General features: G+C 76.5%; 1 protein-coding gene. It reads right to left on the bottom strand.

The window, feature by feature from the left end; all coding sequences use genetic code 11:
* Positions 1-47 precede the first annotated feature (47 nt).
* Entirely contained in the window at positions 48-15,077 is a 15,030-nt protein-coding gene (locus tag BJ971_RS10020) for a type I polyketide synthase (protein ID WP_184991852.1), read from the bottom strand.
* Between the last annotated feature and the right edge of the window lie 23 nt (positions 15,078-15,100).

Here is a 15,100-nt window from a genome sequence, read left to right as displayed (position 1 = left end):
GTCGGGGAACCTTCCGTTGAGCTGTTCGGCCGCGGCGCGTGCGGGAGCTACGCGCGGCCGAGTTCCCGGTCGATGAGGTCGAACATCTCGTCGTCGGTCGAGACGTCGAGGTCGTCGTCGGCCTCGGGCGTATTCAGGCCGTCGAGCTTCCACTGCAGGGCCTTGAGCCGGGCGACGAGCTGTGCGCGGCCGGCCGCGTCCAGCTCCGCCCGGCCGACCGCCGACTCCAGGCCGGCGAGCTCGGTGAACACCGGCTCGCCTGATCCGGGCCGCAGCTGGGCCCGCAACTGCCGGGCCAGGCCGATCGGCGTGGGGTGGTCGAAGATGAGCGTGGTGGGCAGCCGCAGGCCGGTGTCCGCGTTGAGCCGGTTGCGCAGCTCGACGGCGGTCACCGACGACATGCCGAGGTCGAGGAAGCCGCGCTCGGCCTCGACCGCGTCCGCGGCGGCGTGCCCGAGCACCGTCGCGACGTGCCCGGCGACCAGCCGCAGCAGCGTCTTCTCCTGCTCGGCCGGACTGAGCGCGTCGAGCCGGTCGGCGAGGCTGTCCGCACCGGCCGCCCGCGCGTCGGCGGCGGCGGGCCGGGTGACGCGGACCAGGCGGCTCAGCAACGGCGGCACGTCGCCGGACGGGCGCAGCAGGACCGGCACGAGCAGGGCCTCGCCGGAGGCGACCGCCGCGTCGAGCATCGCGAGTCCCCGGCCGGTCGGGATCGGCAGCAGGCCGGCCCGGGTCATCCGGGACAGGTCGGCCGCGTCCAGGTCGCCGGTCAGGCCGCTGCGCTGCTCCCAGAAGCCCCACGCGAGCGAGGTGCCGGGCAGCCCGTCCACCCGGCGGCGCTCGGCCAGGTCGTCCAGGACCGCGTTGGCCGCGGAGTATCCGGCCTGCGCCATGGCGCCGGCCACACCGGCGAACGACGAGAACAGCACGAACTGCTTCAGGTCCCGGTCGCGTGTGAGCTCGTGCAGGTGGAACGCGGCGTCCGCCTTGGGCCGCAGCACCGCGTCGAGGCGCGCCGGGGTGAGCGTCTCGATCAGGGCGTCGTCCAGGATGCCGGCCGCGTGCACGACCGCGGTCAGGTCCTCGATGCCGGCCAGCACCTCGGCGAGGCGGTCGCGGTCCGCGGCGTCGCAGGCGGCCAAGGTGACCTCGGCGCCGAGGGACTCCAGTCGGTCGCGCAGCCCGGTCGCGCCGGGCGCGTCCGGGCCGCGGCGCCCGGTCAGCACCAGCCGCGGTATGCCGTGCCGGGTGACCAGGTGCTCGGCGACGAGCGCGCCGAGCGTGCCGGTTCCTCCGGTGATCAGAACGGTGCCGCTCCCCCAGTCCGCGGTGCCGGACGGGGTGGGCGCCCGGTCGAGTCGCGGCAGGAGGGCCCGGCCGCCGCGCAGCCGGATCTGCGGCTCGTCCGACGCGGTGGCGGCGGCGACCAGGTCGTCGGCGGGGTCGGCGTCGATCAGCTGGAAGCGGCCGGGGTGCTCGGACTGCGCGGACCTGATCAGGCCGTGCACGCCGGCCTGGTCGGAGACGATGACGAGCTTGCCGTCCCGGTCGGCGGCGAGCCATTCGCGGACGGCGTCGAGGGCCTCCCCGGTGGCCGCGTGCGCGGCGGCGACCGGGTCGCCGCCGGCGGTGATACGCCGGATCGTGCCGGCCGGCTCGCCCGCCAGGGTCAGCGGTTCCCATTCGACGTGGTAGATCGGCGCGGCACCGCCGGCGCCGAGGACGATCCGGTCGGCCGGGGTGACCGTGACGGCCGCGGCGGTGACCACCGGGGCGCCGGCCGCGTCCACCGCGACCACGGCGATCGTCCCGTCGCCGTTGCGGGCGGTGCGCACGGTGAGCCGGGTGGCCCCGGTGGCGTGCACGGTGACCCCGCGCCACGCGGTCGGCAGGCCGTCGGCGGCCAGCGCGCCTTGTAGCAGGTCGGGGTGCAGCCGGAAGCCGCCGGCCGCGGGCACCGACACCGCGACCGGCGCGCCGTCGGCGGTCACCGGGGCCGGGTCCGCGGCGAGGCGCCCGGTGGCGTGCCGGGTCCACGGATGCCCGGCGTCCGGGCGGGCGTGCACGGTGAACCCGCCGTCGGCGGCGACGACGACCTGCAGGTCCAGGTCGGTGTCCAGGACCATCGGGGCGAGCTCGTCCAGCTCGGCCACCACCGGCAGCCCGGCCTCGTCGCCGGCCCGGACGGCCCACTCCAGGTAGGCGGTGCCGGGCACGACGACCCGGTCGCCGAGGCGGTGGGCGGCGAGCCACGGCTGGGCGGCGACGCCGATCCGTCCGGTCAGTACGGTGCCCGCGCCGCCGGCCAGGTGCACGACCGAGTCGAGGCCGGACGGATCGCGCCGGGCGGCGGGTTCGAGCCAGTAGCGCTCGCGCTGAAAGGCGTACGTGGGCAGGCCGACGATCCGGCCGCCGGCGACCGCCGGTGTCCAGTCGACGGCGACGCCGCGGACGTGCGCCTCGGCGAGCGAGACGAGCAGGCGCTCGCGGCCGCCGTCGTCGCGGCGCAGCGTGCCGATCACCACGGCGTCGGCGCCGGCGGCGGCCGCGGTGTCCTCGATGCTGCCGGTGAGCACCGGGTGCGGGCTGCACTCCACGAACACGTCGTGGCCCTGCTCGATCAGCGCGGCCAGCGACTCCTCGAGGCGGACCGTGCGGCGCAGGTTCTCGTACCAGTACCCGGCGTCGAGTCCGGTGGTGTCCGCCCAGTCGGCCGTGACGGTGGAGAGGAACGCGATGTCGCCGGCGCGCGGCGCGAGGTCCTTCAGCTCGACCAGCAGCAGATCACGGATCCGTTCGACGTGCGCGGAGTGCGAGGCGTAGTCGACCGGGATCCGCCTGGCGCGCAGGCCGTCCGCGACGCAGGCGGCGACCAGTTCGTCGAGGGCGTCCGGATCGCCGGAGACGGCGACCGTGCCCGGGCCGTTCACCGCGGCGACCGACAGCCGGCCGCCGAACCCGGCCAGGCGGGCGTCCACGTCGGCGCGCGGTGCGGCGATCGAGGCCATGCCGCCGAGGCCGGAGAGGGCGCCGGCGATGGCCCGGCTGCGCAGCGCCACCACCCGGGCGCCGTCGGCGAGGGACAGGGCGCCGCTGACGCAGGCAGCGGCTATCTCGCCCTGTGAGTGGCCGAGCACGGCCGCCGGGCGTACGCCGTGTGCCTGCCAGACCGCGGCCAGCGAGACCATCACGGCCCAGAGCGCGGGCTGCACGACGTCGACCCGCTCCAGCAGGTCGGAATCGCCGAGGGCCTCGGTCAGCGACCAGTCGGTGTACGGTGCCAGCGCCTCCGCGCACTCGTGCAGGCGGCCCGCGAAGACGGGGTCGCCGAGCAGGTCACGGCCCATGCCGGCCCACTGTGCGCCCTGTCCGGGGAAGACGAGGACGACGCGGCGCTCGCGGCCGGACGCGGAGCCGGTGACCACGCGCGGTCCTGGTGCGTCCGCGAGGTACGCCCGCAGCGCCTCGGCGGGGTTCTCCCCGACGACCACGAGACGCCTTTCGTGCAGCGACCGGGTCTCCACGAGGGACCGGGCGATGTCGGCCGGCTCGCCCGTGACGCCGAGCAGCGCCTCCGCCTGGCCGCGCAGCGCCGGCGCGGAGCGGGCGGACAGCAGCCACGGAACCGGACCGGTGGCGGCGGTGGCCGGCGACCCGGCGGGCGCGGTGGGCGCCTCCTCGAGGATGACGTGTGCGTTCGTGCCGCTGATGCCGAAGGAGGACACGCCGGCGCGGCGGGTGCGTTCCCCGGCCGGCCACGGTGTCGCCTCGTCGAGCAGGCTCACCGCGGGTGTCCATTCCACGTGCGGGGTGGGCGCGTCGACGTGCAGGCTTCGCGGCAGCACACCGTGGCGCAGGGCCAGGACCATCCTCATGATCCCGGCGACGCCCGCCGCCGCCTGGGTGTGGCCGATGTTCGACTTCACCGAGCCCAGCCGCAGCGGCCGGTCCGCGTCGCGGTCGCGCCCGTACGTGGCGAGCAGCGCCTGCGCCTCGATCGGGTCGCCGAGCCGGGTGCCGGTGCCGTGCGCCTCGACCGCGTCGACGTCCTGAGCGGACAGCCCGGCCGCGGCCAGCGCGGCCAGGATGACCCGCTGCTGCGACGGGCCGTTCGGGGCGCTGAGCCCGTTGGAGGCGCCGTCGGAGTTGACCGCGGAGCCGCGTACCAGGGCGAGGACCCGGTGGCCGTTGGCCTGCGCGTCGGAGAGCCGCTCGACCAGCAGCAGGCCGGCGCCCTCGGAGAATCCGGCGCCGTCGGCCGCCGCGGCGAACGGCTTGCACCGGCCGTTCATGGCCAGGCCGCGCTGGCGGGCGAAGTCGACGACGATGCGCGGGGAGGTCATCACCGTCACGCCGCCGGCGATGGCCAGCTCGCACTCGCCGGCGCGCAGCGCGTTCACCGCCAGGTGCAGGGCGACCAGCGACGACGAGCAGGCGGTGTCGACCGTGACGGCCGGGCCCTCCAGCCCGAAGGCGTAGGCGACGCGGCCGGAGACGACGCTCATCGCGTTGCCGTTGTTGATGTACGGCGCCAGCTCCTCCGGCACGTCCGGCACGCGGGACAGGTAGTCGCTGGAGGAGACGCCGGCGAACACGCCGACCGGGCGCCCGCGTACGGCGTGCGGGTCGATGCCGCCGCGTTCAAAGAGCTCCCACGCGGTCTCCAGCAGGATCCGCTGCTGCGGGTCCATCGCCAGGGCCTCACGCGGCGAGATGCCGAAGAACCCGGCGTCGAAGTCGGCCACCGCGTCCAGGAAGCCGCCCTCGCGGGTGCGCGACGAGCCGGGGCCGTCCGGCACCGCGTCGTAGAGGCCGGCGAGGTCCCAGCCGCGGTCGGCCGGGAAGTCGCCGACGCCGTCGCGGCCGGCGTCCAGCATGGCCCAGAGCTCCTCCGGCGAGCGGACCCCGCCGGGCAGCCGGCAGGCCATCGCGACGATGGCGATCGGCTCGTCGTCGCCGGTGGCGGCCGAGGTGCGCGCGGGCGCGGCGGCGACGCCGTCGGTGAGCTCGGCGAGCAGGTGGGTGGCGAGGGCCTGCGGTGTCGGGTGGTCGAAGACCAGGGTGGCGCTCAGCCGCAGCCCGGTGGCGGTGGACAGCCGGTTGCGCAGCTCGACCGCGGTGAGCGAGTCGAAGCCGAGGTCGCGGAACGCCTGCCCGGCGTCGACCGCGGCGCCACCGGCGTGACCGAGCACCGCCGCGGCGTACGAGATGACCAGGTCCAGCAGCGTTTCCCGGCGGTCCGCGGCGGGCAGCCCAGCGAGGCGCTGCCGCAGGTCGGTGCCGCCGCCGGTCTCGGCGCGGCGGCGGGTGACCGCGCCGAACAGGCCGCGCAGCATCGGCGGCAGCTCCGCCCGCGACCGGCCGCGCAGGCCCGCGGTGTCGAGCCGGACCGGGACGAGCAGGGCCCGCCGGGCGGACAGGGCCGCGTCGAACAGGGCCAGGCCGTCCGCGGTGGACAGCGCCAGGCCCCCGCCGCCCTGCCGGGAGCGGGACCGGTCGGCGTCGCCGAGGTGCCGGGTCATGCCGCTGGCCTGCGCCCACAGGCCCCAGGCAAGCGAGACGCCGGGCAGGCCGGCGGCGCGGCGCCGCTGGGCGAGGCCGTCCAGGAAGGCGTTGGCGGCGGCGTAGTTGCCCTGGCCGGGCGAGCCGAGCACGCCCGCGGCCGAGGAGAAGAGGACCAGCTCCGCGAGGTCGTGCCCGCGGGTGAGTTCGTCCAGGTGCCGGGCGGCGTCGGCCTTGGGCCGCAGCACCGCGCGGATCCGCTCGCCGGTGAGCGCGTCGACGGTGCCGTCGTCGAGCAGGCCGGCCGCGTGCACCACGGCGGTGAGCGGATGTGCGGCGTCGACCAGGGACAGCAGGGCGGCCACGTCGTCGCGTTCCGACACGTCGGCGACGGCCACGGTGACCCGGGCACCGGCCGCGGTCAGCTCGTCGGACAGCGCGCGGGCGCCGGGGGTGTCCAGGCCGCGGCGGCCCGCGAGCAGCAGGTGCCGGACGCCGTGCTCGGCGACCAGGTGGCGGGCCAGGAGGCCGCCCAGCTCGCCGGTGCCGCCGGTGATCAGCACGGTGCCGGCGGGGTCCCAGGGGCGCGGGATGGTGAGCACGATCTTTCCGGTGTGCCGGGCCTGTGCCATGAACCGGAACGCGTCGGTGGCGTGCTCGACGTCCCAGGCGGTGAGCGGCAGGTGGTGCAGTACGCCGGACTCGAAGAGCGCGACCAGCTCGGTGAGCATCTCGCCGATGCGTGCCGGGCCGGCCTCGACGAGGTCGAACGCGCGGTAGGCGACGCCCCGGCCGGCGCGGATCTCCGCCGCGTCGCGGACGTCGGTCTTGCCCATCTCGATGAACCGGCCGCCGTCGCTCAGCAGCCGCAGCGACGCGTCCACGAACTCGCCGGCCAGGGAGTTGAGCACGACGTCGAAGCCGTCCGCGAAGACCTGCCCGAAGTCCGGCGTGCGGGAGTCGGCGATGTGGTCGTCGGCGAAGCCGTCGGCGCGCAGCAGGTGCTGCTTGGGCTCGCTCGCGGTGCCGTAGACGTCGGCGCCCAGGTGCCGGGCGATCTGGGTGGCGGCCATGCCGACGCCGCCGGTGGCGGCGTGCACCAGGATCCGCTCGCCGACGGACAGGCCGGCCAGGTCGTGCAGCGCGTAGTAGGCGGTGAGGAACACCACCGGCACCGCCGCGGCCTGCGCGAAGGTCCAGTGTGCCGGGAACGTGGTGAGCAGGCGGTGGTCGGCGACCGCGTGGGTGCCGATACCGCCGGTGATCATGCCCGTCACCCGGTCGCCGGGTGCCAGCCCGGTGACGTCCCCGGCGACCTCAAGAACCACGCCGGCCGCCTCCGAGCCGAGGAACCGCGCACCCCCGGGGTACATGCCGAGGACGTTCAGCACGTCCCGGAAGTTCAGGCCCGCGGCGCGGACGGCGATCCGGACCTCGCCCGGCCCGAGCGGCTCGGCCGTGTCCGGTGCGGGGACGATGGCGAGGTTGTCGACGGTGCCCTTGGCCGGGATGTCCAGGCGCCACGGCCGCGCCGGGTCGTCGATCGTGAGGCGGGCGCCGACGCGTTCCAGGCGCGGCACGAACCCCTCGCCGCGGCGGACCACGAGCTGCGGCTCGCCGGTGGCGATCAGGCCCGGCAGCGCCGCCAGCGAGGCCGGGGAGCCGTCCAGGTCGGCGATCGTGATCCGGTCCGGGTTCTCCGACTGTGCGGAGCGGACCAGGCCCCAGACCGCGGCGGCGTCGAGGTCGGTGACGGCGTCGCCGGCTCCGCCCTCGGTGACCACGACCAGCCGGTCGTGGCCGGCCTGCAGGTCGGCGAGCACGCCCACCGGGTCGGTGCCGCGGACCAGGGTGTAGTCGCCGGCGGCGGTGCCGGCCGGCGGCACGGGCGTCCAGGCGACCTCGAACAGGGCCTCGCGCTCGATCGCCCGTGCGGTGGTCGCGCCGACCGGGCGTACGGCCAAGGCGTCGATCGTGGCGACCGGGTTCCCGGCGGTGTCGGCCAGGGTGACGGCGACGGTGTCCGGGCCGGTTCCGGTGATCCGCACGCGCAGCGCGGTCGCGCCGGTGGCGTGCAGCGCGACGCCGGTCCAGGAGAACGGCATCCCGGCCCCGCGCTCGGTGGACAGCGGGCCGAGCGTCGCCGGGTGCAGGGCGGCGTCGAGCAGCGCGGGGTGCAGGCCGAAGGCGCCGGCGTCCGGGTCCGGCAGGGCCACGTCGGCGAGGATGTCGCCGCCGAGCCGCCAGGCGGCGCGGACACCCCGGAACGCGGGCCCGTAGCCGTATCCGGCCGCGGCGAGCCGATCGTAGAGGTCGCTGACGTCCAGGGCCTCGGCGCCGGCCGGCGGCCACTCGGTGCGGGCCCCGGCCGCGGGCGCCGGGCCGGTGGGCGCGAGGCTGCCGGTGGCGTGCGCGGTCCAGCCGTCGCCGGTGCTGGAGTGCAGGGTCACCGCGCGCAGGCCGGCGCCGTCCGGCGCGTCGACGGCGATCTGGATCCGCACCTCGCCGCGCGGCGGTACGAGCACCGGCGCGTGCAGGGTCAACTCGTCCACGCGGCCACAGCCGACCTCGTCGCCGACCCGGATGACCGCCTCGAGCAGGGCGGTGCCGGGCACCACGACGGTGCCGGCGACGGCGTGGTCGGCGAGCCACGGGTGGGTGCGCAGCGACCAGTTCGCGGTGACGACCAGGCCGTCGGCGCGGGCGAGCCGCACGGCTGAGCCGAGCATCGGGTGGTTCAGCGCGTCCCGGCCGGCCGGCTCGGTGACCCGCGGCCAGAACCGCTGGTGCTCGAACGCGTACGTGGGCAGGGCGACCCGGGCGGCGCCGGGGAACAGCGTCCCGGCCTCGACGAGGCAGCCGTGGTCGCGCGCCTCGGCGAGCGCGGCGCGGAACCGGGTCAGGCCGCCCTCGTCGCGGCGCAGGGTGACCAGGGCGGCCGCGGCGGCGCCGGAGTCCTCGATGGTCTCGCGCAGTCCGGGCGTGACCACCGGGTGCGCGCTGATCTCGAGGAAGAGGCGGTGGCCGGCGTCGAGCAGCGCCCGGGTGGTGCGCTCGAACTCCACGGTCCGCCGCAGGTTGCGGTACCAGTAGGCGGCGTCCAGCCCGGCGGTGTCGGCGGGCTCGCCGGTCACGGTGGACCAGAACGGCACGTCGGCGCCGCGCGGGGTGATCGGTGCGAGCACGTCGAGGACCTCGGCCTCGATCAGCTCGACGTCCGCGGAGTGCGAGGCGTAGTCGACGTCGATGCGCCTGGCGCGGACGCCGTCGGCGGCGCAGGCGGCGATCAGCTCGTCCAGCGCGCCCGGAACACCCGCGACGACGGTGGAGTGCGGGCCGTTGACAGCGGCCACCGACAGCCGGTCTTGCAAGGGTGCGATCCGCTCGCGGACCTCGGCGACCGGGAGGCCGACGGAGGCCATGCCGCCCCGGCCGGCCAGCGCGGTGAGGGCCCGGCTGCGCAGGGCGACGATGCGGGCGGCGTCGTCGAGGCTCAGCGCACCGGCGACGCAGGCGGCGGCGATCTCGCCCTGCGAGTGCCCGACCACCGCGGCCGGCTCGACGCCGTGGGAGCGCCACAGCTCGGCGAGGGACACCATCACCGCCCAGAGGGCGGGCTGCACCACGTCGACGCGGTCGAACTCGCCGCGGCGCAGCACGTCGACGAGGTCCCAGTCGCAGTGCGGGCGCAGCGCCCCGGCGCAATCGCCGAGCCGGGCGGCGAAGACCGGCGAGGAGTCGAGCAGGTCGAGGGCCATGCCGGCCCACTGCGAGCCCTGGCCGGGGAAGACGAAGACGGGCCGGGTGTCGGTCCGCGCGTACGCGGCCCCGGTCATCGTCTCGAGCGCCGCGATCAGGTCGTCCCGGCCGGTCGCCACCACCGAGCCCCGGTACGGCAGCGCGGCGCGGGCGGTGAGCAGCGAGTACGCGACGTCGCGCGGGTTGTCGCCGCCGTCCCTCAGGTGCGCGGCGAGCCGGAGCGCCTGTGCGCGCACACCCTCGGCGCTGCGGGCGGAGAGCATCAGCGCGACGGGGCCGGACTCCCGCGGGGTGGCCGGCGCGTGCGCGGCCGGGGCCTCTTCGAGGATGACGTGCGCGTTCGTGCCGCTGATGCCGAACGACGAGACACCGGCGCGCCGGGTCCGCGCGCCGGTCGGCCACGGCGTCGCCTCCGCGAGCAACGCGATGCCGTCGCCCCAGTCCACATGCGGGGTGGGCCGGTCCAGGTGCAGGGTCCGCGGCAGCAGGCCGTGCCGCATGGCGAGGACCATCTTCAGCACGCCGGCCACGCCCGCGGCGGCCTGCGTGTGCCCGATGTTCGACTTCACCGCGCCCAGGCGCAGCGGCTCGGGCCGGCCCCGCCCGTACGCGGCGAGCAGCGCCTGCGCTTCGATCGGGTCGCCGAGCCGGGTGCCGGTGCCGTGCGCCTCGACCGCGTCGACGTCCTGTGCGTTCAGGCCGGCGTTGGCCAGGGCCCGCCGGATGACCCGCTGCTGTGCGGGGCCGTTCGGGGCGGTCAGCCCGTTGGAGGCGCCGTCCTGATTGACCGCGGTGCCGCGTACCAGGGCGAGGATCTCGTGGCCGTTGCGGCGCGCGTCGGAGAGCCGCTCGACCAGGACCAGCCCGATGCCCTCGGCCCAGCCGGTGCCGTCGGCGGCCGCGGCGAACGGCTTGCACCGCCCGTCCGGGGCGAGGCCGCGCTGGCGGGAGAACTCGATGAACGCGTACGGCGTGGACATCACGGTGACGCCGCCGGCCAGGGCCAGGTCGCACTCGCCGGTGCGCAGCGAGTTGACCGCCAGGTGCAGGGCGACCAGCGACGACGAGCAGGCGGTGTCGACCGAGACGGCCGGGCCCTCGAGTCCGAACGTGTATGCGACGCGGCCGGACAGCACGCTCATCGCGTTGCCGGTGAGCAGGTGCCCGGCGACCTCGCCGGCGGAGCCCGCCATGATGCTCTGGTAGTCGTTGGAGTTGACACCGGCGAAGACTCCGGTCGCGCTGCCGCGTACCGATTCCGGGTCGATGCCCGCCCGCTCGAACAGCTCCCAGGAGGTCTCCAGCAGCAGCCGCTGCTGCGGGTCCATGGCGAGGGCCTCGCGCGGCGAGATGCCGAAGAAGCCGTGGTCGAAGCCGGCCACGTCGGTGAGGAAGCCGCCCTCGGTGCAGTACGTGGTCCCCGGGTGGTCGGGGTCCGGGTCGTAGAGCCGGTCGAGGTCCCAGCCGCGGTCGTCCGGGAACCCGCCGACGCCGTCCGTGCCGCACTCGAGCAGGTCCCAGAACTCCTCGGGGGAGCTGACGCCGCCGGGGAACCGGCAGGCCATGGAGACGATCGCGATCGGCTCGTCGGAGGCGGCGGGCATCGCGGTGACCGGGTTGGCGCCGGCGTCGCCGGTCGTACCGGCGCGCAGATACGCGGCGACCGCGGACGCGGTCGGGTGGTCGAACAGCAGGGTGGCGGGAAGACGGAGCCCGGTCGCCGCGGCCAGCCGGTTGCGCAGCTCGACCGCGGTGAGCGAGTCGAACCCGAGGTCGCGGAAGGCGCGCCCGGCATCCACGCCGTCCGGGGTGCCGTGGCCGAGCACCGCGGCCACCTGCTCACGGACCAGGGCCAGCAGGTCGCGGTCCGGCCCGGCGGTGTCGGCCCGGCGTGGAGCGGGCGCCCACAGGTCGGCCAGCAGCGGGCTGGGGCGGGCCGCGGTCATCGTGGTGCCGTAGGCGGGCCAGTCGATATCCGCCACGGTGAGCGTGGTTCGGTCGGCGGCGAGCGCGTTCTCCAGCGCGGCGAGCGCCTGCCGCGGGTCGAGCGGGCGCAGGCCGGCGCGGCGTGCCGCGGCACCGGCGGCGTCGCGGGAGGCCATTCCGGCCGCCCACGGGCCCCAGGCCACCGAGGTGGCCGGTCTTCCGGCGGCGCGGCGCCGCTCGGCGAGCGCGTCCAGGGCGGCGTTGGCGGCGGCGTAACCCGCCTGGCCGTGGTTGCCGACGGTGCCGGCGATGGAGGAGAACGTGACGAACATGCTCAGGTCGCCGGTCAGCTCGCTGAGGTTCTCGGCGGCCCGCGCCTTGGCGCGCAGGACCACGTCCAGCCTCGCGGGGGTCAGCGAGGTGAGCAGGCCGTCGTCCAGCACGCCGGCGGCGTGCACCACGCCGTCCAGGTCGAGGCCGTCGAGCAGCGCGGCGAGGGCGTCGCGGTCGGCGACGTCGCAGGCCACCACGCTGACCCGGTCGCCGAGCTCGGCGGCCAGCTCGGCCGCGCCGGGCGCGTCCGGGCCGCGGCGTCCCGCCAGGATCAGCCGCCGGGCGCCGGCGCCGAGCAGCCAGCGTGCCACGTGCGCGCCGAGCGCGCCGGTGCCGCCGGTGACCAGCACGGTCGCCGGGGCTGTCCAGTCGCCCGCCGGGCGCGGCGCGGTGCGGTGCAGGCGGCGGCCGAGCACGCCCTCGGCGCGGACCGCGACCTGGTCCTCTCCCCCGCCCAGCAGGCCGGCCAGGGCGTCCAGGGCCCGGGCGTCCGGGGTGGCGGGCAGGTCGACCAGGCCGCCCCAGCGCTGCGGGAGTTCGAGGGCGGCGACCCGGCCGAGGCCCCAGATCTGTGCCTGCGTGGGGTCGGTGACCGGGTCGGTGCGGCTGGTGGAGACGGCGCCGCGGGTGACGCACCACAATGGCGCGTGCACGTCGAGGGCGTCCAGGCCCTGCAGCAGCTCGGCGGTGTGCCACAGGGCCTCCGGGTCGCCTTCCGCGGCGAGCAGCGACAGCACGCCGTCGAGCGGGCCGGCCGCCGAGATCCGCGCGGCCAGGTCTTCGCCGTGGTTCACCGCGACGACCTCGATGCCGCGGGCCGCGAGGTCGTCGGCGAGACCGCCGTCCTCGTGCCGCACGACCAACCAGCGGCCTCCGGCGGTGGCGGCGATGGCGACCGGTGTCCAGCCGATGTCGTAGGTCAGGATGTCGCCGGCGGGTGCGTCGCGCGGCGGTCCGAGCCAGAACGGCTCCTCCTGGAACGCGTACGTGGGGAGGTCGACGGTCCGGTGCCGGCCGAGGATGGCCGTCCAGTCCATCCGGACGCCGGCGACGTGCAGGGCGCCGACGCCGTCGAAGAGCGCGGTGACCTCGTCGTCGCGGTCGCGGCGCTGCAGGGCGGCGACGGCCGGGGAGCCGGCGGCCGACTCGGCGATCATCGAGACGAGCGTGCCGGCCGGGCCGACCTCGGCGAACGCGGTCGCGCCGAGGTCCTCGGCGGCGCGGACGGCGTCGCGGAACAGCACCGGCTGCCGCACCTGCCGTACCCAGTACTCCGGGGTGCCGAACTCGGGACCGGCAGGCGCGCCCGTGACGCTCGAGACCACCGGCAGGGCCGGCGGCGAGAAGGTGAGCTCGCCGACGACCGCGGCGAAGTCGGCCAGTATCGGCTCCATCAGCGCCGAGTGGAAGGCGTGGCTGACCGCGAGGCGCCGGGTGCGCCCGAAGCGGGACGCGATCGCGATCACGGCCGCCTCGGGTCCGGACAGGACGACCGACTCGGGACCGTTGACCGCCGCGATGGACACGTCGTCCGGCAGGTCGAGGGATTCGGGCGCGGCCCGGACCGCGATCATCGCGCCGCCCGCCGGCAGCGCCTGCATGAGCCGCCCCCGCGCGGCGACCAGCTTCGCGGCGTCGGCCAGGCTGAGCACGCCGGCGACGTGCGCGGCGGCGATCTCGCCGATCGAGTGGCCGCCGACCAGGGCCGGGCGGATCCCCCACGACTCCAGCAGGCGGTAGAGGGCGACCTCGAAGGCGAACAGGGCGGGCTGGGCGTTGCCGGTCCGGTCCAGGTCGTCCCAGTCGACGTCGCCGAGCAGCGCGGCGGCCTCGTCGAAGGCGCGGCGGAAGGCCGGGAACCGGGCGCGCAGGTCGCGGCCCATGCCGGCGCGCTGCGAGCCCTGACCGGCGAAGAGGAACGCGGTGGTCCGCTCGGCGGCGGCGCCGACGCCGCCGCCCCCGGCGGCCAGGGCGGTCAGGGCGGCCCGGCGGTCACCGGTGACGACGGCCCGGTGCTCCATCAGGGCGCGGGTGGTGGCCAGCGAGTAGGCGACGTCGTCGCCGCCGTCGGCGTGCCCGGTGAGCCGGGCGGCCTGTGCGCGCAGCGCCGCCTCGGTGCGGGCCGAGAGCAGCCACGGCAGGCCGGTGTCCGCGGACGGCTCGGCCGGGTCCGGCGCCTCGGCGCTCTCGATGACGACGTGTGCGTTGGTGCCGCTGACGCCGAAGGACGAGACCGCCGCCCGGCGCGGACGGTCGGTGGCGGGCCACGGCGCGGGCCGGGTGAGCAGCCGTGCGTCGCCGGCGGTCCAGTCCACGTGCGGGGTGGGTGCGTCGGTGTGCAGGGTGGCGGGCAGCCGTCCCCGCTGCATGGCGAGGACCATCTTGATCACGCCGGCGACGCCGGCCGCGGCCTGGGTGTGGCCGATGTTGGACTTGAGCGAGCCGATCAGCACCGGCCGGTCCGGGCGCTGCTGCCCGTACGTGGCCAGCAGCGCGGTCGCCTCGATCGGGTCGCCGAGCCGGGTGCCGGTGCCGTGCGCCTCGACCGCCTCGATGTCCGCAGGGCGGAGCCCGGCGTCGGCGAGCGCGGCCCGGATGACCCGCTGCTGTGAGGGGCCGTTCGGCGCGGTCAGGCCGTTCGAGGCGCCGTCGGAGTTGACCGCGGTTCCGCGGATCACGGCGAGCACCGGGTGCCCGTTGCGGCGGGCGTCGCCGAGGCGCTCGACGAGCAGCAGGCCGACGCCCTCGGCCCAGCCGGTGCCGTCGGCGGCAGCGGCGAACGGCTTGCACCGCCCGTCCGGCGCGAGGCCCTGCTGGCGGGAGAACTCGAGGAACATCTGCGGGGTCGACATGACGGTGGCGCCGCCGGCCAGGGCCAGGTCGCTCTCGCCGCTGCGCAGCGAGCGCACCGCCAGATGCAGGGCGACCAGCGAGGACGAGCAGGCTGTGTCGACGGAGATGGCCGGGCCTTCCAGGCCGAGCACGTAGGAGATGCGTCCGGAGGAGACGCTGACCGCGTTGCCGGTCAGCAGGTGGCCGCCGGCCTCCTCGTGGCCGTGGCCGCCGGTGGTGTCGTACCCGCCGTGGCCGGTGCCGACGAAGACGCCGGTGGCCGAGCCGGCGAGCGAGGTCGGGTCGAGCCCGCCGCGTTCCAGGGTCTCCCAGGCGACCTCGAGCAGCAGCCGCTGCTGGGGGTCCATGGCGAGCGCCTCGCGCGGCGAGATGCCGAAGACCGCGGGGTCGAAGCGGTCCGCCTCGTGCAGGAAGCCGCCCTCGGTGGCGTACGTGGTTCCGGGGTGGGCCGGGTCCGGGTGGTACAGGGAGCCGAGGTCCCAGCCGCGGTTGCGGGGAAAGCCGGACACCGCGTCAACGCCCGAGTCGATGAGGTCCCACAGGTCCTCGGGAGTGCGCACGCCGCCGGGGAACCGGCAGCCGGCCGCCACGATGGCGATCGGCTCCCGGTTGCGCTCGGTGGCCTCCCGCAGCTGCTCGCGGCTGTCCTGCAGGTCCGCGACAGCCCGCTTGAGGTATTCGCGGAGCTTGTCCTCGTTCGACATCGGCAGCCTCTCGAGTGCGGAAC

Source organism: Amorphoplanes digitatis, from assembly GCF_014205335.1.
Taxonomy (GTDB): domain Bacteria; phylum Actinomycetota; class Actinomycetes; order Mycobacteriales; family Micromonosporaceae; genus Actinoplanes; species Actinoplanes digitatus.
This window is presented reverse-complemented; position numbering and strand designations above follow the sequence as displayed.